24 protein-coding genes and 6 pseudogenes are annotated in these 24130 nt (G+C 66.4%); 17 read left to right on the top strand and 13 right to left on the bottom strand.

Annotated elements, in window-relative coordinates; genetic code table 11:
• Nucleotides 1-205: pseudogene (locus FE811_RS28260) on the top strand (hypothetical protein); the annotation flags it as partial.
• Nucleotides 206-260: 55 nt separating this feature from the next.
• On the top strand, nucleotides 261-557 hold the full coding sequence (locus FE811_RS11810; RefSeq protein WP_116221232.1) for a hypothetical protein: 297 nt from the start codon (nucleotides 261-263) through the stop codon (nucleotides 555-557).
• Nucleotides 558-915: 358 nt separating this feature from the next.
• Here FE811_RS11810 and FE811_RS11805 read toward each other — a convergent pair whose 3' ends face one another.
• A complete protein-coding gene (locus tag FE811_RS11805) occupies nucleotides 916-2964 on the bottom strand; it encodes a catalase (RefSeq protein WP_116221231.1) in 2049 nt (682 codons plus the stop codon).
• Between the two features lie 482 nt (nucleotides 2965-3446).
• Here FE811_RS11805 and FE811_RS11800 point away from each other — a divergent pair, with 482 nt between their 5' ends.
• Nucleotides 3447-4025 (top strand): DedA family protein, encoded by a 579-nt coding sequence (locus FE811_RS11800; protein ID WP_036752694.1) that lies wholly within the window; start codon nucleotides 3447-3449, stop codon nucleotides 4023-4025.
• Here the strand turns inward: FE811_RS11800 and FE811_RS11795 are convergent.
• From FE811_RS11795 to FE811_RS11775, 5 genes are all read right to left on the bottom strand, one after another.
• Entirely contained in the window at nucleotides 3980-4945 is a 966-nt protein-coding gene (locus tag FE811_RS11795) for an alpha/beta fold hydrolase (RefSeq protein ID WP_116221230.1), read from the bottom strand. The genes FE811_RS11800 and FE811_RS11795 overlap by 46 nt on opposite strands.
• A gap of 83 nt (nucleotides 4946-5028) precedes the next feature.
• Nucleotides 5029-6132, bottom strand: a complete 1104-nt coding sequence (locus FE811_RS11790) for an ATP-grasp domain-containing protein (protein ID WP_116221229.1) — start codon at nucleotides 6130-6132, stop codon at nucleotides 5029-5031.
• Nucleotides 6133-6398: 266 nt separating this feature from the next.
• Nucleotides 6399-7250 carry a universal stress protein gene (locus FE811_RS11785; protein ID WP_140847674.1) on the bottom strand — a complete coding sequence of 284 codons (852 nt, stop codon included), beginning with the start codon at nucleotides 7248-7250 and terminating at the stop codon, nucleotides 6399-6401.
• A gap of 140 nt (nucleotides 7251-7390) precedes the next feature.
• Nucleotides 7391-8623 (bottom strand): MFS transporter, encoded by a 1233-nt coding sequence (locus tag FE811_RS11780; protein ID WP_255469716.1) that lies wholly within the window; start codon nucleotides 8621-8623, stop codon nucleotides 7391-7393.
• A gap of 502 nt (nucleotides 8624-9125) precedes the next feature.
• The gene (locus tag FE811_RS11775) at nucleotides 9126-10022 is read right to left on the bottom strand and encodes a LysR family transcriptional regulator (RefSeq protein WP_116221226.1); all 897 of its coding nucleotides are present in this window, start codon (nucleotides 10020-10022) and stop codon (nucleotides 9126-9128) included.
• Between the two features lie 98 nt (nucleotides 10023-10120).
• Between FE811_RS11775 and FE811_RS11770 the strand changes: the two genes are divergently transcribed.
• The 8 genes and pseudogenes from FE811_RS11770 (at nucleotide 10121) to FE811_RS27875 (ending at nucleotide 14948) form a co-directional block, all read left to right on the top strand.
• Nucleotides 10121-10633, top strand: coding sequence for an SRPBCC domain-containing protein (locus FE811_RS11770; protein ID WP_116221225.1), 513 nt, complete (start codon nucleotides 10121-10123; stop codon nucleotides 10631-10633).
• On the top strand, nucleotides 10633-10800 hold the full coding sequence (locus FE811_RS27455; RefSeq protein ID WP_166435418.1) for a hypothetical protein: 168 nt from the start codon (nucleotides 10633-10635) through the stop codon (nucleotides 10798-10800). Before FE811_RS11770 ends, FE811_RS27455 begins: the two co-directional genes overlap by 1 nt.
• Nucleotides 10801-11010: 210 nt before the next feature.
• Complete coding sequence (locus tag FE811_RS11765; RefSeq protein ID WP_116221224.1) at nucleotides 11011-11370, top strand: DUF1330 domain-containing protein; 360 nt, start codon at nucleotides 11011-11013, stop codon at nucleotides 11368-11370.
• 123 nt (nucleotides 11371-11493) lie between these two features.
• Complete coding sequence (ada, locus tag FE811_RS11760; protein ID WP_208861528.1) at nucleotides 11494-12552, top strand: bifunctional DNA-binding transcriptional regulator/O6-methylguanine-DNA methyltransferase Ada; 1059 nt, start codon at nucleotides 11494-11496, stop codon at nucleotides 12550-12552.
• A complete protein-coding gene (locus FE811_RS11755; RefSeq protein WP_116221222.1) occupies nucleotides 12549-13268 on the top strand; it encodes a 2OG-Fe(II) oxygenase in 720 nt (239 codons plus the stop codon). Before ada ends, FE811_RS11755 begins: the two co-directional genes overlap by 4 nt.
• 118 nt (nucleotides 13269-13386) lie before the next feature.
• Entirely contained in the window at nucleotides 13387-13740 is a 354-nt protein-coding gene (locus FE811_RS11750) for an HIT family protein (protein ID WP_116221221.1), read from the top strand.
• A pseudogene (locus FE811_RS27880) lies at nucleotides 13737-14186 on the top strand (SDR family NAD(P)-dependent oxidoreductase). Before FE811_RS11750 ends, FE811_RS27880 begins: the two are co-directional and overlap by 4 nt.
• Nucleotides 14187-14456: 270 nt before the next feature.
• Nucleotides 14457-14948: a branched-chain amino acid ABC transporter permease gene (locus FE811_RS27875; RefSeq protein WP_244295122.1), complete on the top strand. Its 492-nt coding sequence runs from the start codon at nucleotides 14457-14459 to the stop codon at nucleotides 14946-14948.
• Between the two features lie 90 nt (nucleotides 14949-15038).
• On the opposite strand, the pseudogene FE811_RS28255 reads toward FE811_RS27875, so the two are convergent.
• The 6 genes and pseudogenes from FE811_RS28255 to FE811_RS11715 all read right to left on the bottom strand — a co-directional run.
• Nucleotides 15039-15427: pseudogene (locus FE811_RS28255) on the bottom strand (transposase); the annotation flags it as partial.
• Between the two features lie 100 nt (nucleotides 15428-15527).
• Nucleotides 15528-16973: pseudogene (locus tag FE811_RS11735) on the bottom strand (NAD-dependent succinate-semialdehyde dehydrogenase).
• A 68-nt stretch (nucleotides 16974-17041) separates the two neighbouring features.
• Nucleotides 17042-18130, bottom strand: coding sequence for an ABC transporter ATP-binding protein (locus tag FE811_RS11730; protein WP_116221714.1), 1089 nt, complete (start codon nucleotides 18128-18130; stop codon nucleotides 17042-17044).
• A complete protein-coding gene (locus FE811_RS11725) occupies nucleotides 18127-18516 on the bottom strand; it encodes an ABC transporter permease (RefSeq protein ID WP_208861594.1) in 390 nt (129 codons plus the stop codon). Before FE811_RS11725 ends, FE811_RS11730 begins: the two co-directional genes overlap by 4 nt.
• Before the next feature lie 342 nt (nucleotides 18517-18858).
• Nucleotides 18859-19005: pseudogene (locus tag FE811_RS28250) on the bottom strand (alpha/beta fold hydrolase); the annotation flags it as partial.
• A gap of 138 nt (nucleotides 19006-19143) precedes the next feature.
• A pseudogene (locus tag FE811_RS11715) lies at nucleotides 19144-19745 on the bottom strand (amino acid synthesis family protein).
• A 167-nt stretch (nucleotides 19746-19912) separates the two neighbouring features.
• On the opposite strand from FE811_RS11715, the gene FE811_RS11710 reads away from it, so the two are divergent.
• The 5 genes from FE811_RS11710 (at nucleotide 19913) to FE811_RS11690 (ending at nucleotide 22724) form a co-directional block, all read left to right on the top strand.
• A complete protein-coding gene (locus tag FE811_RS11710; RefSeq protein ID WP_370362674.1) occupies nucleotides 19913-20554 on the top strand; it encodes a GntR family transcriptional regulator in 642 nt (213 codons plus the stop codon).
• Nucleotides 20551-20850, top strand: coding sequence for a DUF1330 domain-containing protein (locus FE811_RS11705; protein WP_116221218.1), 300 nt, complete (start codon nucleotides 20551-20553; stop codon nucleotides 20848-20850). Before FE811_RS11710 ends, FE811_RS11705 begins: the two co-directional genes overlap by 4 nt.
• 51 nt (nucleotides 20851-20901) lie before the next feature.
• The gene (locus tag FE811_RS11700) at nucleotides 20902-21309 is read left to right on the top strand and encodes a carboxymuconolactone decarboxylase family protein (RefSeq protein WP_036752673.1); all 408 of its coding nucleotides are present in this window, start codon (nucleotides 20902-20904) and stop codon (nucleotides 21307-21309) included.
• Nucleotides 21310-22023: 714 nt separating this feature from the next.
• Complete coding sequence (locus FE811_RS27445; protein ID WP_166435417.1) at nucleotides 22024-22296, top strand: hypothetical protein; 273 nt, start codon at nucleotides 22024-22026, stop codon at nucleotides 22294-22296.
• A gap of 194 nt (nucleotides 22297-22490) precedes the next feature.
• Entirely contained in the window at nucleotides 22491-22724 is a 234-nt protein-coding gene (locus FE811_RS11690) for a hypothetical protein (RefSeq protein WP_116221217.1), read from the top strand.
• A 406-nt stretch (nucleotides 22725-23130) separates the two neighbouring features.
• Here the strand turns inward: FE811_RS11690 and FE811_RS11685 are convergent, their stop codons facing one another.
• Nucleotides 23131-23547 (bottom strand): hypothetical protein, encoded by a 417-nt coding sequence (locus FE811_RS11685; RefSeq protein ID WP_181180855.1) that lies wholly within the window; start codon nucleotides 23545-23547, stop codon nucleotides 23131-23133.
• 10 nt (nucleotides 23548-23557) lie between these two features.
• Here FE811_RS11685 and FE811_RS27440 point away from each other — a divergent pair, with 10 nt between their 5' ends.
• Entirely contained in the window at nucleotides 23558-23932 is a 375-nt protein-coding gene (locus FE811_RS27440) for a hypothetical protein (RefSeq protein ID WP_166435415.1), read from the top strand.
• Nucleotides 23933-24130 lie beyond the last annotated feature (198 nt).

Genomic DNA, 24130 nt, shown 5'->3' with positions numbered 1-24130 from the left:
CACGCAGCGCCGCAAGGATCGCGAGGCGGAGATCGGGGCGCAGCCTGCGCACCTGTGGTCTGGGGGCCGCAGCATCATGGCGCAGGAACTGCAGGCCAGGCCGATCAGGACGGATCGGCCGGATGCCGAGGGGATGGCGCGCCTGCTCCACCTTTCGGGGCATTGCAGGTCGGTCTCGGCGCGCGCCCTGCTAGCAGGCTGCTGAAAAAGTCCTTGCGACAGGACAGCGCGGGCGAGGAACCGGGAAATCCGCCTCAAATTTGCCGAAAACACCCCATTTTCGGGCCGATATTAGCTGGATCCAGAACGATTTCCGCTGCGGCGACCTCTCGAAATCCTTTTTCAGCAGCCTGCCAGGCGCGCGCAAGGCGGTGCAACTGGGCTTCATCGCCCTGGAAATGCTATTGCAGACCTTCGCACTCACGGTCGCGCCATATCCGGTGGCGGGCTCGGACATCGCATCCGCGCGCGGGCGGCAGGAAATCCGATGCTCGAAACCGCTTCGGGACCGCGGCTGCGGGCGCGGGTCTTCCTGCGACAGGAGATGGGCGGATTGAAGCCTCGTGTCCGCTTTGTCGTCGGTTGCTGTCGATAGGTGCATCCGCAGCGCTGACCTGTCGGTCCGCACGCCGAACTGGGGCGGGATCATCGCGGTCGAGACGACGAGCCGCGCATCGGCGGGCGGCGGTCCTGGATCAGGACGGATTTCCCTAACCCGCCTCGGCCCCAGCCCGTGATGCGTGCGCCCGATGACGTCGAGGCGGTCGCGGGTCAGCCGCGGGGTAGGGGCTTTGCGGCCGTGACCCGGAAGGGTGTTCCGGCGCGCAGATCGTCCTTGCGGGACTTGGCGCCCTGCGCGGGCATGGCATCTGCCGAAAGATGGAAAGGCCCACCCGTTGCGGGGCGGGCCGGGGGTCAGGCCAGGTCGCGAACCTTGGGCTCGCGGTCCCAATAGCGGCGGGCAGCCGCCTGGGGCAGGGCGGCAAGATCGGTGACGCCCTCGTCCGGCTCGATCCCCGCGCGGTCCAGCAGCGGTTGCGCGCCCGGCGTATGGCCGATGGCCTTGAGATGGGCAAAGGCGTCCATGACGAAGCCGACCGCCGCGCCGTCCCGCGCCAGTTTTTGCGCCGCCTCCTCGGTCAGGACCAGCGCCACCGCGTCGAACAGCACCGAGGGCGAGCCGGCAAGCTGGCCGTCGGCCTTGGCCTCGCCGCCCGCCAGCGCGATGCCGCCGACCTTGGGGGCGATGGTGAAGGGCGTGCCGCCGGCCCTTCCGACCGCCGCCACCAGCGCGTCGAGCTCCGCCTTGTCCGAGCCTTCGGCGAACAGGATGCCGACCTTGCGCCCCTTGAGCGTCGGCTGCCAGTTCTTCTGGATCGACAGCGCGTCCGAAGGCGCGATATCGATCGGGTCGCGGAACGGCTTTGCCGCCTCGGGCAACTCGATCGCGAGGCCCGCCGCCACGCGCTTGGCCAGATCCTCGTCGATATTGCGCAGATGGCTGACGACGCGGCTGCGCACATGGCCGAGCCCCACCTTGGAGAGTTCAAAGACGAAGGCCGAGGCGATATGCGCCTGCTCGTTCGCGGTCTGCGAGCGCCAGAACAGGCGCGGCTGGCTGTAGTGATCGCCGAAGCTTTCGGCCCGGATGCGCAGCTTGGGGCCGGAAACCTCTTGCGGCGCGGTGGCGAAACCTTCGGCGCTGGCGCGGGGGCCGGGGTCTTCGCCTGCCTGGTCCAGGCTGTTCGGCTCGTAATTGGCGCGGCCCTTCGGCACCTGGGTCTGCATCATCCCGTCGCGCATCATGTTGGCAAAGGGGCATTTCGGCGCATTCACCGGGATCTGGTGGAAATTGGTCGTGCCCAGCCGCGATTTCTGCGTGTCGAGATAGGAAAACAGCCGCCCCTGCAGCAGCGGGTCGTCGGAAAACTCGATCCCCGGCACGATGTTGGAGGGCAGGAAGGCGACCTGCTCGGTCTCGGCGAAGAAATTGTCGGGATTGCGGTCCAGCACCAGGCGGCCGACCATCCGCAGCGGCACGATCTCCTCGGGGATGATCTTGGTCGCGTCCAGCACGTCCCAGGGCAGGCTGTCGGCCAGTTCCTGGTCGAAGATCTGCAGGCCCAGGTCCCATTCGGGATGGTCGCCCGCTGCAATCGCCTCGTAGAGGTCGCGGCGGTGATAGTCGTTGTCCGCGCCCTGCATCTTGGCGCTTTCGTCCCAGACCAGCGATTGCATGCCCAGCCGCGGGCGCCAGTGGAACTTGACGAAACGGGTCTCGCCCTGGTCGTTCACCAGCTTGAAGCTATGGACGCCGAAGCCCTGCATCATGCGATAGCTGCGCGGGATGGCGCGGTCGGACATGGCCCAGATCACCGTATGCAGGCTTTCGGGCATCAGCGAGACGAAATCCCAGAACGTGTCATGGGCCGAGGCGGCCTGGGGATAGCCCCGGTCGGCCTCCATCTTGACCGAATGCACGAGGTCGGGAAACTTGATCGCGTCCTGGATGAAGAAGACCGGGATGTTGTTGCCGACCAGATCCCAGTTCCCGTCGTCGGTATAGAACTTGACCGCGAAACCGCGCACGTCGCGGGGCGTATCGACCGAGCCCGCCCCGCCCGCGACGGTGGAAAAGCGCACGAAGACCGGGGTCTTCTTGCCCTTCTTGGCAAAGAGGCTGGCGCGCGTCAGCTCGGGGATCGGGTCGGTGCATTCGAAATGGCCATGCGCGGCCGAGCCGCGGGCATGGACGATGCGCTCGGGGATGCGCTCATGGTCGAAATGGAAGATCTTCTCGCGCAGAAGGAAATCTTCCAGCAGCGTCGGGCCGCGATGGCCCGCGCGCAGGCTGTTCTGGTTGTCGGAAAACGGGATGCCGTGGTTGGTGGTCAGGGTCTCGCCGCCGCGCTGCTGCGTTTCGCCGGCATTGCCTTGTTCAGTCCTGTCGGGATTCGGTGCCATCGTTCCTCGCCTGCCATGAAGGTGGGTGGGCACTGGCACGCCGACCAGCGCCGCCGGAGATGGTCCAACGTCAGGCAAGAGCAACGGTTCCCCGCAGGGTGCCGTCATGCGTCGAGGCGCGGCCGCTCGGCCCCGGCGACGCGGATCGGTTTCGGACAGGCGCAGCGATCCATGCCAGCGTAGGGCTTTCCCCGCGGGACCGCAGCAACCGGCGGCCGGCGGTCGCAAGCTGGCTCTGGCGGGCTTCCTGCCGCAGCTTTGTCCTGGCCCTTCCCCATGGCCAGAGCCGTATTTCAGGAAAGGTGGATCGCCGGCGGGCCCCCGCCTCTCGCTCGGCGAATAGCGCATTTCTCCGGCCGGTGCTGGACAGGCGCGCGTGGGTCACGCCCGCGATGAAGCTTTGTCCGGTGCCCGGCTTGCGGAGGCAGGCGGGTGCCATTAGCTAGACCCATCATGCCCCATGCCCCAGGAGGATCCGCCCGGTGGAGGCCCTTATCGAACAGTATCTGGGCAATCCGCTGATATTGGCCGTGCTGCTGTTTCTTGCGAATTTCGTCATGGAGGAAGGGGCGATCGTCGCCGGTGCGGCGCTGGCTGCCGCCGGAGAGATCGGCACCACGCTGGCTCTGGTGGCGCTGGTGACAGGGAATATCGTCAGCGACTGGGCGCTTTACGGGATCGGCGCGCTGGCCGGAAGCAGCCCGCTTGTCCGCCGCTGGATCGACGGGAAGATGCTGGAGCGGGGGCGGCACCTGCTGGATCGCGGGGTCTGGCCGGCGGCGCTGCTGGCGCGGCTGCTGCCGCCGATCTTCATGGCCAGCGGCTTCCTGCGGGTGGATTTTCGCCGGTTCGCCATCGTGAACGGCGTGGTTGCGGCGGTCTACACGGTGGCGCTGTTCTTCGGGGCGTTCGGTCTCAACCTCGTCCTGTTCGACCTGCTGGGCAACTGGGCCTGGCTGGTCGTGGCGGCGCTGGTCATCGCCGCGGTCTGGCTGAGCCATCGGTTCACGGTCTATTATTTCGCCTCGAGCAAGGACGAGGGGGACGGCTCGGGCGGCTGAGGCGGCGCCTCTTCGTCGCCGATCACGCAATCCAGCGCCGCGCGCAGCAGCTCGGGATGGGTCCAGGGCAGGAAATGGTCGGCCTCTTCGACCAGGATCACCCGCGGGCCGGGGCTCTCGGGCAGATGCGCTTGCAGGAAGGGCACGTTCTCCGGCGGCACCAGGGTATCGGCCAGACCCTGAACGATGGTGACGGGCGCGGTGATGCGCCCCAGATCGGCGGCCAGATCCTGAAGTCCCGGCTGCAGGTTCATAAGCTCCGCATTGGCATTGGCCAGCTCGGCGGGCAAAAGCCGGGCGAAGAAATCCAGCGCGGCCAGCTGCTGCAGCGGGTGGGTTTCCTCCAGCTGCGGATCGGCGGCGGCACCGATCAACAAGACGCCCGCCACCCGGTAGGGATAATCGGCGGCAAGCCGCAAGGCGACCGGACCGCCGTAGGAATAGCCGACAAGAACCGCAGGCCGCGTGCCGGCGGTCAGCAGCGGGGCTACGGCGGCGGCCTGACCGGCCAGCGCGGTCTCGGGTTCTTCGCCGCTCGCGCCGAAACCGGGGCGGTCCACGGCCATGTGATACTGCCCGGCGGGGACATCCAGCAGGAACCTGTCCCATTCCTCGGCGGTGCCGGGACTGCCATGCAGGAAGATCACCCGCCGCCCGCCGGGCTGGCCGGCCGCCAGATAGCCCAGGTATGCCTGCCCGTCCTTGCGCGCCAGCCGCATTTGCCGGACCGTGCGGCCTTGTTCCTCGGGCCATGCCTCGTCCGGCTCCAGCCCGAGGCCGGTGATGGCCGAGAACTGTTCGCGCAGCGGCTGGAACGGCTCAAGCACGAAGCCAAGCGCCTCTTCGGCCAGCGACTGTTCCGGCGCGGGAACCACGATGGTTTCGCCGGGGGGCTGGCAGAGGGGCAGGTCGGGGATCATGCAGGGCTCCTTTGCGCCGGGCCGGATTGGCCGCGCCGATCAATGGCACTGTCCCGCCCGGCGCGAAGCTGCGCAAGGGGCGTTCACGAGCTTGGGGGATAGATCCGCCGCAGCGCCTCCTGCTGGCGCTGCAGCCGGATCATGCCGCGCAGGCCCACCACCCGCGCCCCGCGCCGCCGCATGGCATCGCCGATGGCGAAAAGCCAGCGATACTGCTGCCATAACGCGCGGTATGCCTGTCGCAGCGTGCGGCCGCCGGACCAGATGTGCAGCATCTCGGCCCCGGCGCCGTTCAGCTCCAATATCCTGAAACTGCGGGCCGCGGCCAGTTCCTCGGCGCTGCGAAAGCGGACGTCGAAGCGGCCGAAATGGAAATCCGGGATCTCGCGCGAGATCTCGTCGATCACCGCTTCCAGCTCTGGCGTGACGAAGGATTGCGCGTCGCGATAGACCGCGCCAAGCCGGGCGCTGCGCGCATTGGTCAGGATATGGGCGGCACCCGGCATGGGCACCGTCTCCCAGCTTTCGGGATGCCGGTCGCGATAGATGGCGCTGTTCGGGCGCAGGATCTTGTCGGCCTGGACCAGCCGGGCCACGCTGCTGCGTCCGTCGCCGACCACATGCGGCGGATAGACGAAGGCCATCGAGACGATGCGGCCCCGCGCCTGGCCGGGGTGGCGCAGGTAGAAGATCCCCGCCTCGCCGGGCAGATCGACCAGTTCCTGCAGCAGGATGGTGGTGCCCGGAGGATGCACCGCCAGGTAATCCGCCAGATCCTCGGCCTGCCGGATCAGCCTGACGCCCCAGCCCTGATAGCCGCGGTCGGGCTTTGCGACGACCGGAAAGTCCAGCCCCGCCCCGGCCATGGCGGTCAGCGCGCGGTCGAGGGGGGCGATGTCCGCCGCCTCACGACGAAGGCGGACGAAACCCGCCAGCCGGGTCCGCCCCTGCGGCCCGAACAGGTCCAGCCCCTGCGACTTGCTTTCCCCCCACAGCCCGCCCGCCTCCATCGCCGGGTTGGCGGCGCTGGGAAGCGTCAGGCTGCGATATCGGATCGCCAGCGCCAGCCACATCAGCGCGGGCAGCACATAGAACAGCCGCTCGGGGATGTGGCGCTTGAAGGCGGGATAACGCTCTCCCTCCGTCGGACGGAACTGGAGAGAGGCGGCTTGAGGCGTGCAGGTCAATGGTCCGGGTCGTCCTTTGCTGGGTCGCGTGTCGCGCTGCGGGCATGACCGAGCCACCTTGTGCCGGCGATGCGTCCCGGCTTCCGACGCAGCGCCCGGAAGAAGGCGACCATGGCGCAATTCTGCCAAAAGGTCCAGATTTGCGGGCCGCCCGCCGATCTTCCCCATCGTTTCGCGCCAGAGACCATGTCGTCCCGTCCGCCGCTGCCCGAAAGCAAGCGTTCGACCCGGCTATGCGGGCTCTGCCGGCAGGCGCGGCCACTGTCCTATTCGCGCGCTGGTCCAACGACCAGCACATCGCAACCCGCCTCCGAAAGCAGCCGCCTGGCGACGCTTCCCAACAAGACCTCCGCGGTCGCGCTTCGCCCTTGCGTTCCCATGGCGACAAGGTCCACGCGCCCGCCTTGGGACAATTCCACAAGTGCGGCACCGGGAGCCCCCTGTAGAATCAGGACGTTCTCTTCGCGGCCATGGGATCGCGCCAGGTCCAGCAGTTGCCGGCGACAATCGTTCATCCTGGACCGCCGAAAATGTTCGGCATCGTCTGGCAGGGTGCCGGCCTGCAGCATCGCCTGCTCGAAGGGAAGAGGCGCTTCATAGGCGTGAACAAGGGTGATCCGTGCATCCGGCGCCAGCCCCCGGACCGCTTCCAGAGCTGCCTCCGACAAGGGCGAGAAATCCATGGCGGCGGCCACGGTGCCATATCGCCGCGCATGCTCGCCGCGGACAACAAGCACCGGAACTGATGCCATACGCACAATGCGATCCGCGGTCGAGCCGAACACGCGCTGGAGCAGGGTCGAGGGCTGCCCTGGTCCGATCACGACGATGTCGGCCGACAGCTCATGCGCTGCCTTTGTCACGCAGCGATGCGGTATTCCGAACTCGACCCTCAGGGTCGGCGCCCTCGCAAAGCGCGGGGCGTCGATGAGCGTCTCGAGCGTCGCACGGGCATGCCGCCCTGCCGCGGCACGCATTTCGGGTTCCATGACGCCCATATCGTCGAGCAGGTGCATGACGACCACGGCTGCCTTGTGCTGTTCGGACAGCTGGGCGGCGCGGGCAAGCACCCGGTCGGCATCGTGCTGAGGATCAACCGCAACAAGGATCGTCTTCATGGCCTGTCCCTTCGTTCATTGCGAGCTTCGGTTGCCGTCAGCCGCCCAAGCCTGCCTGTCTTTGTCTGTGCGCAAACGATTTTAGGTGCTACCGGCGGCAGGCCGGTGCATTCGCAAAGGTGGGGAAATCAGCCATTGCGCTACCTTGCGATCTCGAAGGGCGAGGTCGGGATCGGCAGGCAGACCCTATCGACCGTTCGGCCGACACGAGGATGGACCAGGGGCCGGCCCGAAGGCAGGGGGCTTCGCGCCGCTAGCTTCCGCGGGACATGTGCAGCACGCCCACGGCCAGGGTGGCAAGCGTCAGAGAAACCGGCGCGAGGAACGCGACGCCGGCCAGATCGAGGACAATGCCGCCAAGGATGCCGCCGAGAAGCCACGCCGAGATAGGTGAAGCTGGTGTTCAGCGCCATCGCCTGCTGCGCGGCCCCACCGGCAAGGCCCATGATCCTTGCCGCGATGGCCGGCGCGTTCCAGAACGCCGATCCCGCCCACAGGGCGACTACCATAAGCAGGCCGGGCAGCGGGACGGGCCGCAAGGCCCAGAAGATCGTCAGCCCGATCATGGCGATGGCAAAGGCCGTCATCCCTATGATCAGGGCGCGAAACGCGCTCCGGCGATCAATCGCGCGCCCGCCGAGCCAGACCCCCGCCATCCCGGCAAAGCCGGACAGGCCGAAGACCAGCCCCCTTTGCTGCGGGCCGATATCGCCCAGTGCCAGCAGAACCGGTGCGAGATAGGTCAGAAGCATCATGCTTGCCGCCATGTTCAGGAAATTCGCCAGAAAGCCGAGCAGCAAAGGCCGCGACATCAGCGGAACCAGCAGCGCCTTCAGGTCCGAAGCCGGCTGACGCTCCGACCTCGGCAGCAGTCGCCCTATCGCGATGGCGGCCAGCAGGCCGCCCATCGCCATGCAACCGAAGGTCCATCGCCAGCCGAAGGCGGCCCCGATCCACGTTCCCAAAGGCACACCGAAGGCGATCGAGCCGGTGACGCCAAGGCTGATCACGGCGATGTAGCGCCCGGCCTTTTCCTCTGGCGCCATCGAGGCTGCGACGGCGAACAGCGATGGCGTGGTTGCCGCCGCGCAAAGCGCCGCGGCGACCCGCATTGCCATCAACAGGGCGAAGGACGAAGCGAATGCTGCCAGCAGATTGGCGCAGGCGAATAGCAGCAGGGCCGCCAGGATCAGGGGCTTGCGCCCGAGCCCTGCAAGAAGGATGGCGCATAGGGGCGCCGCGATTGCGACCGTCACCGAAAAGACGGTGATCAACTGGCCCGCCAGGCCCTCGCTGACGGCCAGGTCTCGGGCCAGTTCGGGCAGGATGCCGGCGATGACATAGTCGTCGGTGAACAGCACCAGCGAGGCCAGAAACAGGGATGAAAGCCCGATGGCCGCATGGCCACTCCGGTTTGCAAGTATAACAAAACTCCGCGTTGATTGAAGGTCAAGCGGCGTCCTGCCAGCAGAGGAGAATCATGCCTGACGGCACGCCGCGACAGTTTTCCAGGCTGTCGCGGCTTACCTGTCTGCGTCGTTCGAAATTCCCATCGTCAACTCCCTTGCCTGCGGCCGAAACTATCACGCGAAGGCTGCCGGCCCTCAGCCCGGCCGCATCGGCAACGACCGCGACGGGGCCGGGACCAGGTTGGTCCCGCGGAGGCCCCGGAAGGATACCGGGAACGATCAGCAGGAACGGTATGGCCCAAGCCTGCGGGGCTTCCGACCGTCCAGCATGATCCAGCGCATTCTTCGCGCCCGCAGCCACCGTGTAATCGCATTCGGCGGGGCGATGGCGTCCGGGGGCACCTGTGTTCTTCGGCCCTGACCGGCCTGCACCGGGGGCGCCCTGAACGGCTCAAGCCTGTCGAAGCTATTGCATTGCCGCATAGGCGGCGAGGTTTTCGACCAGGTGGTCGAACAGCAGTCGCATCCGGCGCGTGTCGCGCAGGTCTTCGTGCATGGCGACCCACATCTCATAGCCGAACTCCACCACGTCCGGCAGCACGCGCACCAGGTCCGGCTCATCGGCCGCAAGCCCAAGGTGGCAGGCGCCGATGCCGAAGCCGGCCTTCACGGCCATCAGCTGGGCCACGGCGCTGTCGCAGCGAAAGGCGAAGCTCTCGCGCGTGAGCGGGTGGCCGCCGAAGGATATGCCGGCGACAAGGCCCTCTTCCTGGTCGATGCCGATCAGCGGGTGAGAGAACAGCGCCTCGACCGTCTCGGGCAGGCCGTGGGCGACGACATAGCGGCGATGGGCGAACAGGCCGACCCGGATGAGCCCCACATGGCGCGCGACGATGGCCTGCTGTTCGGGGCGCACCATGCGCACCGCGATGTCGGCCTCGCGGCGCAGAAGGTTCTCGTTGCGGGTCGACAGCGCCAATTCGATGTCGATCCCCGGATGGCGATCGCGGAAGTCGGCCAGCATCGGCGGCAGCACGAAGGTTCCGACGATATCGATCGCCGCCAGCCGGACGGTGCCGCGCGCCTCGTCCCGCTCGCCCGAGGCGGTGCGGACCAGGTCATCCGCGATCACGGCCATGTCCCTTGCCTGCGGCACCAGCGACAGCGCCAGTTGGGTTGGATCGAGGCCGCCGCGCGACCGGGTAAAGAGCCTTGCCCCGATCCCATCCTCGAGCGCGTCGATGTGACGGCCTACCGTCGGCTGGGTCAGCCGCAGGGCCCTGGCCGCCCCCGACAGGCTGCCTTCCTCGACCACGGCAAGAAAGCTGCGCCAATGATCCCAGCTATCGACACGACCAGACATACGATTTTGTATATCTTCCCTACGTCATTCGTCAATTTTCGTTCTGCCCTGCGCGGCCTATGTCTTGTCCACGGACAGCGCCAATGCGGAGGAACGCCATGACCATCCTGCTTGCCGTCGCCTTGGTGGCCGCCCTGCTGGCGGCGGCGTTCCTGTTCGCGCCGCGGCAGGAGGTGATCACGGAGGTCGAGATCGACGCCACGCCCGCGCAGGTCTGGGCGCTGCTGGGCGATCCGGGCAGCCATCGCGACTGGAATCCCTTCATCCTGTCGATGGAAGGCGAGCTGGCCGAGGGCGCAACGCTCGTCAACAGGATGCGCCCGGAAACCGGCAGCGAGATGACCTTCAGGCCGGTCGTGCTGAAGGTCGCGCCGGCAAGGGAGCTGCGCTGGCTTGGCCGCCTGTTCCTGCCGCGCGTCTTCGACGGCGAGCATTACTTCATCCTCGACGGGCGCCGGGGCGGCACCCGGCTGGTCCATGGCGAGAGCTTTCACGGCGTGTTGCTGTGGTTCATCGACGTGAAGCGGTTTGCCGGCGATTTCGACAGGATGAACGCGGCACTGAAAGCCAGGGTGGAGGCCGGACCCATCGGCCTGGGAAAGGGGCGGTGATGCGCAACAGGAAAATCGCTATCGGGATCGCGCTGGGCCTGGGGATTGGCGCCGGTGTGGGCAGCGCGATGGACAATATCGGGATTGGCGTCGGCATAGGGCTGGCGCTGGGCCTCGCCATCGGCTCGGCCTGGAAGGCCTGGGCCGGGAAATCCGGCGGAAAATAGGTATCGGGTCCGGGCATTCCGCCCGTTCCCCATGAAGGCGGCGCAGACGACCGCCATCGTCCCGCCGGCGACGGGCCCGATCATGTCGAGCGGTCGTTGGACCGTTCATCGGCCGGGCGGCGGTTGCCGGCTTTCCAGCCGGGCCGGGGTTTGGTGCGCCACGCCATCGGCCGGCACTCAACCAATCACATCGGAGAAGGAGATCTACTCATGACCAGCTACGCCGTTGCCCGTCTGCATCAGGTCGAGATGGGCCCCGATATCGTTGCCTATCTCGAAGCCATCGACGCCACGCTCGCGCCGTTCGGAGGCAGGTTCCTGATCCATGGCGGCGACAAGGAACAACTGGAGGGCGCCTGGCCGGGGGATCTGATCGTCATCGGCTTTCCCGACCGCGTGGCTGCCCGCGCCTGGTATGCCTCGCCGGCCTATCAGGCGATCCTGCCGCTGCGCACCCGCAATTCCCAAGGGGATGTGATCCTGATCGACGGGGTCGGGGACGATCATCGTGCCACGGACATCCTCTCGCAGCCGGGCGGGGCGGGGGCGCACCCCGTCGCCGGGGGGTAGCCGTGCCGGGACCGTCGGCGCCCGGTCGCGGATTTGAAAGCAAGGGGCGGGAAGCGACGCGATGCTGGCGGCGCCTATCATCGCGACATATGTGATGGAAGGAGCCGAGCGATGGAACTGGCGATGACGACTGAAACCGAAACCGAACGCGATCCGCGCTGGCAAGGCGTTCTTGCCCGCGATCCGGCCTGCGACGGCGCCTTCGTCTATGCGGTGCGGACCTCGGGCGTCTATTGCCGCCCCTCTTGCCCCTCGCGCAAGGCGAAGCCGCAGAACGTGTCCTTCTTCGACACGCCCGACCAGGCCGAGGCCGCGGGCTTCCGCGCCTGCCTGCGCTGCAATCCCCGCGGCCCGTCGTCGGCGCAGGCGAATGCCGCCATCGTCGCCGAGGCCTGCCGGATCATCGAACGGGCGGACGAGGTGCCGCGGCTGGACGATCTGGCCAAGAAGGTCGGGATGAGCCCGCATCATTTCCACCGCCAGTTCAAGGCGATCACCGGGCTGACGCCGCGGGCCTATGCGGCGGCGCATCGGGCGGGGCGCGTGCGCGCGGAACTGCCCGAGGCCGCCAGCGTCACCGATGCGATCTATGCCGCCGGGTTCAACGCCAGCAGCCGCTTTTACGAACAGTCGCCGCGGATGCTCGGCATGGCCCCCTCGGCCTACCGGCAGGGCGGCCGGGATGCCGATATCCGTTTCGCGGTGGGGCAATGCTCGCTTGGCGCGATCCTGGTGGCGCAAAGCGGCCGGGGCATCTGCGCGATCAGCTTGGGCGACGATCCCGATGCGCTGGTGCGCGAATTGCAGGACCGCTTTCCGCAGGCCCGGCTGACGGGTGACGACGCGGATTTCGCGGCGCTGGTCGCGAAGGTGGTCGGCTTCGTCGAGGCGCCGGGGATCGGGCTGGACCTGCCGCTGGACATTCGCGGGACGGCTTTCCAGACCCGCGTCTGGCAAGCGTCGCGCGATATACCGGCGGGCCGGACCGCCAGCTATGCCGAGATCGCCCGTCGCATCGGCGCGCCGCGGGCGGTGCGCGCGGTGGCCGGGGCCTGCGCCGCGAACCACATCGCCGTCGCCATCCCCTGCCACCGCGTGGTGCGGACCGACGGCGGCCTCTCGGGCTATCGCTGGGGCGTCCCGCGCAAGCGTGCGCTGCTGGAGAAAGAGGCGCAGGCATGAGCGCCCTGGCGACCTTGCAGGACCGGCTGGCCGCACGGGATTGGGCGAGTTTCGGGGCAGAGCTGGATCGGCATGGCAGCGCGGTCCTGCCCGGTCTGCTGATCGCGGCCGAATGCCGCGCGCTGGCGGCGCTCTATCCGCAGGAGGGCCATTTCCGCAGCCATATCCACATGGCCCGGCACGGTTTCGGCCAGGGCGAATACCGCTATTTCGGCTATCCGCTGCCGGATCTGGTGGCGGAGTTGCGCGCGGGGCTTTATCCGCATCTGGCGACGGTGGCGAATGGCTGGAACGCGCGCATGGAGATCGGCACCCGCTATCCCGGTACGCTGGACGCGTTCCTGCAGCAGTGCCATGCGGCCGGCCAGGCCCGTCCGACGCCGCTCTTGCTGCAATACGGGCCGGGCGATTTCAATTGCCTGCACCAGGATCTTTACGGCGAGCTGGCCTTTCCCCTGCAGGTGGCCTTCCTGTTGTCCGAGCCTGGGCGCGATTTCACCGGCGGCGAGTTCGTGCTGACCGAACAGCGCCCCCGGATGCAGAGCCGGGCCGAGGTTGTGCCGCTGCGCCAGGGCGACGCCGTCGCCTTCGCGGTGCATCACCGCCCGGTGCGCGGCAACCGGGGCGATTACCGCGTGAACATGCGCCACGGCGTCAGCACCGTCCGAGGCGGCCGGCGCCACACGCTGGGGATCATCTTCCACGACGCGACATGATCGGGTAAAAGCGCGGGCTTTGGGAAGGGGTGAACGCGATGTCCTGCCTGCTCTGCCGGGTCGCCCGCAACCGGGGGCTGGCGCATGAGGTCTTCCGCGACGAACGGCTGGGCGCCTCGTGGATATCGGGCCGACCCGGCCGGGACATCTGCAGATCATCCCCATTGAGCACTATGAAACCTTCGATGAGCTGCCGCCGGACATTGCCACCGACATCATGAGGCTGGCGCAGAGGCTTGCCAGGATCCTGAAGGCGCTGTTCGATGTCGAGCGGGTCGCTTTCGCCTTCACCGGCGGCGATGTCGTCCATGCCCATGCCCATGCCCATGCCCATCTGGTGCCGCTGGTCGAGAAGGACGACATCACCTCCAGGCGATACATCCCGGAGGAGAAAGTGACCTATCGCGAGCTTCCGCATCCGGGTGATGCCGCGCTTCAGCGGATCGCGGCGGACATCGCCCGCAGGCTATGAGCCGCCGCCTTTCGAGGGCAAGGAACGGGAAGCCGCCAGGGCGGCCCCGCGGCTGGACACCCATGGGCCACTATTCAGGAGAACGGATCATGGAACTGACGAGCAAGACGATCATCGTCACCGGCGCCAGCAGCGGGATCGGCGCAGCCGCAGCCACGCTGTTTGCCGCCGAGGGTGCCAACCTGGCGCTGGCCGCGCGCCGGGCGGCGGAACTGGAAACCCTTGCGGCCTCGATCAACCGGGACGGCGGCTGAGCCCGCGTTCTGGCCGGCGACGTCAGGGATGAAGGCTATGCCGATGTGCTGGCCGGCCTTGCGCTGCAGGAATTCGGTGCGCTGGACGGCGCCTTCAACAATGCGGGCATCGTCGGCCAGATGGGGCTGGTCCCCGAGATGGCACCCGAGAACTGGCGGGATGTCATCGCGGTCAACCTGACGGCGGCCTAATCCTTGACCTGCTTTCCAAACGTCGCGTTTGTGCACCGGCATAGCGCTGCAAAGGCATGGGTTTTCCCTGGCTTTGGCCATCACGGTTTCGGCGCTGTCCGCGGGCGTGCTGGCCTGGTTGTGCAACCGCCTCATCTTCGAGCGGCTGTTGCGGTTGGAGTCCGCGATCGCATTGACCGGGTCGCTCGCGTTGGCCATGTTCTGTCGGCGCAGCGCTTCGCGGTTCCCGTTGCGCCTGCCACCCGGATCCTGGGTGTGCGCGTGACCGAGATGCAGATGATCACCGGCGGCCTGGCGCTGGTCGTGCTGTTGAGCTTTGCATTGCTCTTGTTCCGCACGCCGCTCGGGCGAGAGATGCGCGCGGTTTCGACCAACCCCGTCCTCGCCGCCGCCGCCGGGGTGAACATCGGGCAGGTAACCGGCTTCGTCGTTTTCCTGTCTGGCGTTCTCGCCGTACTTGGCGGCGCGATGCTGGCGCTGAGGGGATCGGTCAGCATCGACATGGGGACCAACATGCTGCTGCCGGTCTTTGCGGCGGCAATCCTTGGCGGGTTGGGGAACGCCTTTGGTGCGGTGGTGGGAGCCGTCATTATCGCGGCGGCCGAAACGCTGATCACCAATCTCAATTATGGTCTGCTGATCGGGAGGGATTTCTTCTTCCTGCCGGCAAGCTATGCACCTGCGGCTTCCTTCGCGCTGCTGGTTGCCATCCTGCTGTTCCACCCCAAGGGCATTTTCGTCAGCGAGGCAAGCCGTGTCTGATTTCCTCATTCATGTCGTCTCGATCTCCTGCATCTACGGTATTCTCGCCCTCAGCCTGAATCTCTGGGCAGTATGGCCAACAATCGCGGTGACCGGCACTTCGCCCCAGGCCAGCGTCTGCGCCACCCGCGTGGGGCAGTTGGCATTCTTGCCGCGCGCCGAGGCATATTGCGGCGCGCCGCCGGCCGCCCGGCATCCCTTCCTGAGGAGCGCGGTGTCATCCACAATCAGCCACGCATCGTCCCCGCCGACTTGTCTGTTCGGCCTCGGCAGGCAGCGCCGCCTCCAACGGCGCGGCATCCCACAAGCCAGCGATGAAGTGGGTCATAGCTTGCGCCTGCGGCACGCGGCGCCATCGGTTGGATGCTCTTGCGATCCCCAGGACCAATCAGCCTGGCCATACAGGCCGGATAGATCCGCGCGCGTAAGGCCGTGATGAACGGCTCAAGCCACCGCTGCGGATCGACTTGCCAATCCATGTTCTTGGCCGGTGCCTGCAACAATCGACCCCATGAATCCCGCAAAACCGAACAGGGAGATCCTCAAAACGCTCGCAGGACTGCAATCTGCCAAAGTAGCTTAGGCCGACAGGCACATGCATTTGATCTCGAGGTAATCCTCTATCCCGTAATGGCTGCCCTCGCGGCCGAGGCCGGATTGCTTGACGCTGCCGAAGGGCGCCAGTTCGGTCGAGATCAGGCCGGTGTTCACCCCGACCATGCCGACCTCCAGTGCCTCGGCCACGCGCCAGACGCGAGACGGGTCGCGCGAGAAGAAATAGCCCGCCAGTCCGAATACGCTGGCATTGGCCAGCGCCACCGCCTCATCCTCGGTCTCGAAGCGCCAGATGGGGGCGACGGGGCCAAAGGTTTCCTCGCGGGCGATCTTCATTGAGGGCGTCATGCCTGACAGCACGGTCGGCTGGAAGAAGCGGCCGCCCAGCGCATGCCGTGTGCCGCCGGTGGCGATGGTCGCGCCATGGCTGCGGGCGTCGGCGATATGGTCCTCCACCTTGGCCAGCGCCACGTCGTTGATGAGCGGACCGATCGCGATGCCCTCGGCCCGACCGTCGCCGACCGCCAGGGCCGCGATCTTGGCAGCCAGCTTTTCGACGAAGGAGTCATGCACCCCGTCTGCACATAGATGCGGTTGGCGCAGACGCAGGTCTGGCCGGCATTGCGGAACTTGGCCGCCATGGCGCCCTCGACCGCCGCGTCCAGGTCAGCGTCATCGAAGACGATGAAGGGCGCGTTGCCCCGAGTTCCAGCGACAGCTCCTTGATCGTATCAGCGCCCTGCCGCATCAGGATCTTGCCCACGCGGGTCGAGTCGGTGAAGGTGATCTTCGCGACCTTGGGATTGGCGCAAAGCTCGGCCCCCATGCCGGCGGCATCAAGGCCGGGCACGATGTTCAGGACCCCGCCGGAATCCCCGCATGCTCGGCCAGAACGCCAAGCGCCAGGGCCGAAAGCGGCGTCAGTTCCGAGGGCCGGGCGACCATGGTGCAGCCTGTCGCCAAAGCCGGGGCGATCTTGCGCGCCAGCATGGCGTTGGGGAAATTCCAGGGCGTGATCGCGCCGACGACGCCCACCGGCTGCTTCAGCACGATGATGCGCTTGTCGGGCATATGGCCGGGAATGGTGTCGCCGTAGACGCGCTTGGCCTCTTCGGCGAACCATTCGACATAGGATGCGCCATAGGCGATCTCGCCCCGTGCCTCGGCCAGGGGCTTGCCCATCTCGGCGGTCAGGATGAGGGCGAGATCCTCCGGGTTGGCCATGATCAGGTCATGCCAGCGGCGCAGGATCGTCGCGCGGTCCTTGCCGGTGCGCGCGGCCCAGGGCTTTTGCGCGGCATGGGCGGCGTCGACGGCCTGGCGAAGCGCGGCAACGCCCAGATCGGCCACCTGTGCCAGTTCCGTGCCGGTTGCGGGATTCGTCACGGTGAACACCCGGTCGCCCGGCACATATGAGCCGTTGATGAGGGCGCTGCCGGTCAGCAGCGAGGGATCGTTCAGGTCAAGCATCGCGGTTTCCGCTGCGGGCGGGCGCGTGTTGCAAGCCGGCGGGTTGGAGGGAATTCCGATCTCGGGCGTCATTCTTTGCTGAAGGCATGGGCATCCTGCGGTTGCCAGCGCACATGCAGCTTGTCCCCACGCGAGACGCTGCCCATCATCGGATGGCCGAAGTTCAGCCGGATATAAAGCGGGTCGCCCCAGCCGGTGCGGGCGGTGACGGCGCTGTTGTTGCCCAGGAAAGTCACGTCCTCTACCGTGATGGGCAGCGAGGCGCCCGGCGGGCCCATCGTGTCAGACAGGTCGATCCGTTCGGGGCGCAGCATCAGTTCGGCCTTGCCGCCCCGCGCGCCCGCGCCGTGCATCGGCACATCGGCCAGCACCGTGCCATCGGTGAAACGCAGCGTGGCCCGGCCGTCCTTCACCTCGGCCAGCTCTCCGGCCAGGAAGGCGCTGTCGCCGATGAAATCGGCCACGAAATGCGTGGCGGGACTGGCATAAAGCTCGGGTCCGGTGCCGACCTGCTCGATCCTGCCGCGGTTGAAGACGGCGATCCGGTCGGACAGGCGCAGCGCCTCTTCCTGGTCGTGGGTGACGTAGAGGATGGTCACGCCGGTCTGCTGGTGGATGCGGCGGATCTCATACTGGATTTCCTCGCGCAGCTTCTTGTCCAGAGCGGACAAGGGCTCGTCCATCAACAGGACCGGCGGATCGTAGACCAGCGCACGGGCCAGGGCGACGCGCTGCTGCTGGCCGCCGGACATGTTGGCGGGCATCCGGTCCTCGAACCCGTCCAGGCGCACCAGCGACAGGGCGCGCTTCACCTTGGCGGCGATCTCGGCTTGCGGCGCGCGGCGCACGCGCAGGGGAAAGGCCACGTTCTCGCCCACCGAAAGATGCGGGAACAGCGTGTAGCGCTGGAACACCATGCCGATGTTGCGCGTGCGCGAGGGCGTTTGCAGGATGGTCTTGCCGCGCAGCCTGATGTCGCCCGCTGTCGGATCCTGGAAACCGGCCAGGATGTAAAGCGTCGTCGACTTGCCCGAGCCCGAGGGGCCGAGGAAGGTCATGAACTCGCCTTCGCCGATTTCCAGCTCGACATGGTCGGTGGCAACGACGTCTCCGAAGGTCTTGCGAATGCCGTTGATGTGCAGGTAGGGGCTGGTCATCGGGATTTGCCTTTGCGGATCAGGGCGGCCGCGATCATCAGGACCACGGTCAGAAGGACGAGGAGGGTCGAGGCGGCGGCGATCACCGGCGTCAGGTCCTGGCACAGCGTGGTCCAGACCTTGACCGGCAGGGTCGGCAGCTTGGGCGAGGCCATGAAGATCGCCAGCACCACCTCGTCCCAGGAGATCAGGAACGAGAAGATGGCGGCCGAGAACAGGCCGTGGCTGATGGCCGGCAGGGTGACGCGGAAGCGCGCCTCCCACGGGCTGGCGCCGCAGAGGATCGCGGCATCCTCGATGGAGGGGGCGAAGGTTTCCAGCGCGCCCGAGATGGTGATGATCGCGAAGGGCAGGGCGACGATCAGATGCGCGATGACAAAGCCCACCAGCGTGCCGTTCAGCCCCAGCCGTAGGAAGGCGGCGCAAAGCGCGCCGCGATGATGACCACCGGCAGCACCATCGGGGTCAGGAAGAAGCCGCGCAGCACCGCCCGCCCGCGGAACCGGCCGCGCACCAGCGCCAGCGAGGCCAGCAGGCCGATGGCGACGGACAGCACCATGACGATGGCGGCGATCTTGGCCGAGGTGAAGGCGGCCTGCAGCCAGCGCGGATCGGCGCGCGATCTCGTCGGCGCAGGCCAGGACGGCGGCGCGAGCTTCGGGCGAGCGGCGATGGACCGCGTTGAGCAATGCCAGCCGCCGGACCAGGTCGGGACGCTCGACCGCCAGGCCCGCCGAAACCAGCGCGCCCATGGAGTGGCCGGCCAGATTGACCGGACCCAGGTCCAGCGCCTCGACCAGTCGCGCCGCCCAGGCGACGAAATCGGGCAGGCGCGCAGCCGCCGGCAGCAGGGACGAAGCGCCGTGCCCCGGCATATGTCGACGGCAATGACATGGTGATGCGCCGACAAGGCGGCCATCTGCTGCTCCCAGGCCTCGGCCCGCATGCCGACGCCGTGGATCAGCAGCAGCGGATCGCCGCGCCCGGCCTCGATCAGCCGGACGGAGGCGCCGTCAGACAGCGGCAGGGTTCGAGACATCATGACCCAGATCCTTCAGGTCCTGATGGCGTCTCCGATACGGTGATGCGGGCGCCCGCCGACCGAGGCGCCGAGCGCGACGACGATCTCGTCGGCGGCTGGGGCATCCGGGATCGCGAACTGGATCGCCAGATAGTGCGAGCGGCGGCCCTCGTCGTTCTTGTCCATCAGCGGGATCATGATCGGGGCGTGCGCCGGGCCGCGGGTGTTGGTGAAGGCCAGGTAGGACTTCGCACCCACCGCGCTGCGGTATTGGTTGCCGAAGCGCAGGGTATGGATCAGCGCGCTGGCATGCTCGACCTCGCCATCGAGGCCGACCACCGCAGCCTTGCCCTAGGCTTCGACCTTGTCGCCGCCGCCGGCGGCCTCGATCACCATAGTGGTCAGCAATTCGCCCAGGATCGGGGCGACGGCGTGGATTTCCGGCTTGAGGTCGTCGACATAGCCGCGCCCCGCCCAGGGATTCTTCAGCACGGCGGCGGCAGTGATCAGCTTCAAAGGCTGCGGCGCGGTGCGGCCGCCTTCGCTCAGCGTGGTCTCGATATTCAGCAAGGTCTTGCGGATTTCCGCTATCATGGCAGTCCCCAGAGCAATTCGATGACCGGAAGGTGGTATACCAACATTCCATATGTCAATAAGACATTGTCTTGGCATTCCAGCCGCGTTAATCTGGCACCATGACAAACGAACAACATGCCAGCCTGCGCATCGAGCACGTTCCTCAGACGCTTCGCGAACTTGCGGTGGAGCGCTTGCGGGCCGCGATCATGTCGGGGCGCTTCCCTTCCGGTTACCGGCTCGTCGAACGGACGCTGGTCGATCAACTGGGTGTCTCGCGATCCGTCATCCGCGAGGCGATCCGCTATCTGGAGGCCGAGGGCTTGGTCGAGATCCAGCCCCGGCAAGGGCCGATCGTCGCTACCCTCGACTGGGACAAGACCCGGCAGATCTATGACATCCGTCTCCGGCTGGAGGCGGCGGCGGCGGCGGCTTGCGCCAGGCTTCTCGACACGTCCGCCCGTGCCGATCTGCAGGCCGCGCTTCAGCGCCTCAAGGAGGCCTTTCTATCCGACGATCCCCAGGTGCTCTACGATGCGACGACGCGGTTCTACGAGGTCATTTTCGTCACCGCCGGGCATCACATCGCCTGGGAGATCGTCCAGCGCCTCAATGGGCGCATTTCGCGGCTTCGGGCGCTGACGCTGGCCTCGACCGACCGGCATGTATCGGGCCAGGCCCGGATGCAGCGCATTGCCGAGGCCATTTTCGCGCAAGACCCGGACCGGGCAGGCGAAGCCGTGCGCGAGCACCTGACCGAAACCGCGGAAATCGCAAGCAAGCTGCTGCATGCGGCGAACGAGGATGACCAGAGGATGGGGCAATGAGCGCCTATCGGATCGCCCATGTGACCGTTCTCGATCCCGAGGCCTATGCCGGATACCAGGCGCTGGCGCCCGCGGCTTTCGCGAAGTTCGGCGCCGAGTTTCTGGTCCGGGGTGGGGCAGCCGAGACCCTGGAAGGCCCGGCTCTCCAGCGCCATGTGGTGATCCGGTTTCCCGACTTGGCCCGCGCCCGCGCCTGCTTTCATTCCCCGGAATTACGGGAAGCCCGTGCTCGCCGGGACGGCGCATGCGAGGCGCATGTCGTGGTCGTGGAAGGCGTTTCGGAACCGTCGTCCTGATGCAGGTCGGCTAGGAGGCCGGCGAATGATCAAGCGAGAAGGGATATCGCGATGGCCGAAGACCAGGAATTGTTCGACAAGGGCCTGCCGATCCGGCGCGAGGTGCTCGGCGCGGACTATGTCGATGGCTCGATGCAGCGGGCGGACGACTTCATGATGTCGTTCCAGCGGGCGACCACGGCTTGGGCCTGGGGCTGGGCTTGGGGCGATCCAACCCTGGACCGCAAGACGCGCAGCCTGCTGAACCTTGCCATGCTGACCGCGCTTGGCCGCACCCCCGAGATCAAGCTGCATGTGCGGGGGGCGCTGAACAACGGCGTCACCGTGGACGAGATCCGCGCTACGTTGCTGCACGCCACGGCTTATTGCGGTATCCCGGCAGGCCTTGACGCTTTCAAGGCCGCGCATGAGATCCTGGTGGCCGAAGGAGCCGTCCCCAAACCGAATGAGGACAAATAGGGTGAAGTGCCACTTTATCATGTCGGCGATTTGGGCGGGCGGATGCCTGCAGTTGACATGAAGCCCGGCCGCTGTTTCGGTAACGATCTCAGGGGAATGTCATTGTGGATAATCGGCGCCTCTCGCCGGAATGTTAGGCGACCTGATTTGCGAAAGCCGCATTGACCTCTCCGCTGTTGAATCAAGTGGAATCCGCTCGACGGCCGCCGTGAACAGGGTGCTGCGCTGGCTGATTCTCGGCGCATCCACTTTTTATGTTGCAGCCATATCCTTCTCGCCGCGATCCGGGAAGAATTCCGGTCAAGCACATCGCATCATCCTGTCGCGACCAGCCGTTGGACCAGAGCGCGCCGTAACGCCTCTGTGATATCGCCGGGCGGCGGCGTATCTGTCACCAGGGGATCAATTCGGGAGTGGTGCAACCCGGCCAAGGCTGCCGGGCTGCAGATGAAGCGCAAGAACTAGGGGAGCGGCTCTGTGGGCAACTTAGCAGGCTGCTGAAAAGGTCCTTGCGACAGGACAGCGCGGGCGGGGAACCGGGAAATCCGCCTCAAATTTGCCGAAAACACCCTATTTTCGGGCCGATATCAGCTGGATCCAGAACGATTTCTGCTGCGTCGCCCTCTCAAAATCCTTTTTCAGCAGCCTGTTAGGGTCATTCCTATCCCGACATCCTGGGACCGGATCAGAGGATGACGCGCAGCAGATGTCGCATTGGTACTGAAAGAAGATGCCGCGTGCTTTGGCGGCTTTGACCGGCTCGGCCAGCGGGAGGATCACTGGCGCGTCGATCTGCTGGGCGATCAGATCCTCGACGTTGTTGACCTGGGTCTGCACGTTGCCCGTCGTGGCCAGCACGAATTCGAGCTGCGGGAAGGCCGTTTCCGTCGCCTTATTGCCTTCTTTGCCGCTGTCGGCGCGATGTTCGGAAACGAAACGACCTTCTGGATGGCTATTATCCCCCCAACCGAGCTTGGTCTGCGGTGAGCATCGCCGTGCTGGGATCTGATTTTCCGGTGAAACGAGGCGATGTTCGTCCAGGCATATGGTGATTCATAGAGTTTTTCGATAATCCTCCTCCTGCTTTCTTGCTGTGGAAGCTGATGGCTGTCCACGGGTTTCCGCTGTCCAGAGGTGTCTCCTCCTCGAATATAACTGGTAGGGAAAGTTCCAGCCGAAAGATGGAAATGATCATCAGAGGTGATTTGGCAAAAGCCACAGCTATCGCCGTCAGCCTTCCCGACATCCTGATGGCGAATGAGGTGGCGCCCGGTGTTTTCAAGATTGCCAGCGGTGGAAGCGAGAAGATCGATTGCCATGGGGAATACGGGACCGTCAGCAACACCTTCTGCAGGCCGATCATGGTGCTTGCCAAGCCACCTCGGCACCGGAGCATGGGGGAAATGCATTCCTGAACAATATTTCCGGCATGCCCGGCGTAAGCGTAACCGGATGCATGGCCTCGAAAACCGTGGATGAGTGCCATGGAAATGGACCCGGCCATTATCATTGTCTTGGCAGTGCTGCACATGACACTTCAAGCCCTGCAGTTCACGAGGCGATATTCCACGGTATAGCGGCGCACGGACCCCTGGGAGGCAGTAATTGTATCATTGATATGATCGGAGCCTTGTTGGTCTGATATCGCTCGATGAGCGGTAGCATATCCGAGCCATAGACCGGATCCAGATTACTGCGCCGCCCGCCGATCAGGCCCGGATGCGGACAGTGATGGGCGACGACGATGGTGAGGCCGGGGAAGGGCGCCCTTCCAGCCATGTCCGGTGATCGGCATGGGCAAGCGTCGTGTCGGCGGTAGCCTTAGCTGATGCGATAGCGGCAATCGTCACGCTGCGCCGCCATCATCGCCCAGGCGCAGATCGCCGCGCAGGGCGAAATCTGTCCAGAGCGTGCAGCACAGGAAGCGCAGGTTGCCGAGGACGAGTTCCGCCTTCTGCAGGAATGCTCCCCGGCCCCGGCGCAGATCGCTGCCAGCGAGTCGTCGCCGTCCAGCGCATGGTCGTCATAGTCGTGGTTGCCAGGCCGGAGATGGCTCCGGCCGGGCTCGACATAGCGACCCAGGTGCCGGAGCATATGCGGCCAGCGCACCTTGGGCTTGTTCGAAAGATCGCCTGCGACGATCAGCGCATCGAGCGAGGCGAGCAACTCCGCATCAAGGGCCGCGAGCGGATCGCGGCCGGCCTGCAGCCAGAAGGCGAGGTGAAGATCGGCGGTCACGAGAATGCGCATGTCACCACCCTCCCTTGTCGTTCCGGGCCGCCAGGTCGTTCGCATCGAGGGAGCGGACCGCCATCACCTGCGCGGCAAGCAGCTGCTTGAGCCGCACCAGACCGTCCGGCGGGGTGACGCCGGCGCCGCCTATGACGCCGGGGCAGGGCGCGCCGCGTCACGCTCGCGGCCCTCGAAGCAGGCCAGGTCGGCGCAGTTGGCTCCGGCAGCCGGACCGGCGGACAGTGGCAGCCGGCACCCGTCGTTCGAGGTCGGCACCGAGATCACCCAACTCATGTCGAACGCTCGAAATGGGCAGTTCCAGCTGCGTGCCGGCGCCAGAACTGGAGGAGATCAGTTCGCCCTCTCGCCCGAAATCTCGATCCGGCGTTGACCGGGCGATCGGCTTTCGAAAGCGGCGTGGCGATGGCCCCCGGCGCGGCCAAGCGCGATGGTGCTGGCCATGAAGGCATGCGTCCGCCCGTCGTCGCGCATATCCGCCTGGAGAGGTCTGGAGGGTTTCACCATCTGATCGCGGAAGGGGCAGGGGCGATCCAGCCTCCGAATCTGGACAGGGCGAACAAGCCTTGCC

It is taken from the genome of Paracoccus sp. FO-3 (genome assembly GCF_006386455.1).
Taxonomy (GTDB): Bacteria; Pseudomonadota; Alphaproteobacteria; order Rhodobacterales; family Rhodobacteraceae; genus Paracoccus; species Paracoccus versutus.
The sequence above is the reverse complement of the archived record's forward strand: the minus strand, read 5'-3'. Positions and strand labels throughout refer to the sequence as shown.

Coding starts and splice junctions, on each gene's coding strand:
- FE811_RS11795 (WP_116221230.1), bottom strand. CDS start 4,945: ATGATCCCCGACCTGCCCCTCTGCCAGCCCCCCGGCGAAACCATCGTG.
- FE811_RS11775 (WP_116221226.1), bottom strand. CDS start 10,022: ATGTCTGGTCGTGTCGATAGCTGGGATCATTGGCGCAGCTTTCTTGCC.
- FE811_RS11705 (WP_116221218.1), top strand. CDS start 20,551: ATGAGCGCCTATCGGATCGCCCATGTGACCGTTCTCGATCCCGAGGCC.
- FE811_RS11765 (WP_116221224.1), top strand. CDS start 11,011: ATGACCAGCTACGCCGTTGCCCGTCTGCATCAGGTCGAGATGGGCCCC.
- FE811_RS11805 (WP_116221231.1), bottom strand. CDS start 2,964: ATGGCACCGAATCCCGACAGGACTGAACAAGGCAATGCCGGCGAAACG.
- FE811_RS11730 (WP_116221714.1), bottom strand. CDS start 18,130: ATGACCAGCCCCTACCTGCACATCAACGGCATTCGCAAGACCTTCGGA.
- FE811_RS11690 (WP_116221217.1), top strand. CDS start 22,491: ATGGAAATGATCATCAGAGGTGATTTGGCAAAAGCCACAGCTATCGCC.
- FE811_RS11700 (WP_036752673.1), top strand. CDS start 20,902: ATGGCCGAAGACCAGGAATTGTTCGACAAGGGCCTGCCGATCCGGCGC.
- ada (WP_208861528.1), top strand. CDS start 11,494: ATGACGACTGAAACCGAAACCGAACGCGATCCGCGCTGGCAAGGCGTT.
- FE811_RS11755 (WP_116221222.1), top strand. CDS start 12,549: ATGAGCGCCCTGGCGACCTTGCAGGACCGGCTGGCCGCACGGGATTGG.
- FE811_RS27875 (WP_244295122.1), top strand. CDS start 14,457: ATGCAGATGATCACCGGCGGCCTGGCGCTGGTCGTGCTGTTGAGCTTT.
- FE811_RS27440 (WP_166435415.1), top strand. CDS start 23,558: ATGTCACCACCCTCCCTTGTCGTTCCGGGCCGCCAGGTCGTTCGCATC.
- FE811_RS27455 (WP_166435418.1), top strand. CDS start 10,633: ATGCGCAACAGGAAAATCGCTATCGGGATCGCGCTGGGCCTGGGGATT.
- FE811_RS11770 (WP_116221225.1), top strand. CDS start 10,121: ATGACCATCCTGCTTGCCGTCGCCTTGGTGGCCGCCCTGCTGGCGGCG.
- FE811_RS11785 (WP_140847674.1), bottom strand. CDS start 7,250: ATGAAGACGATCCTTGTTGCGGTTGATCCTCAGCACGATGCCGACCGG.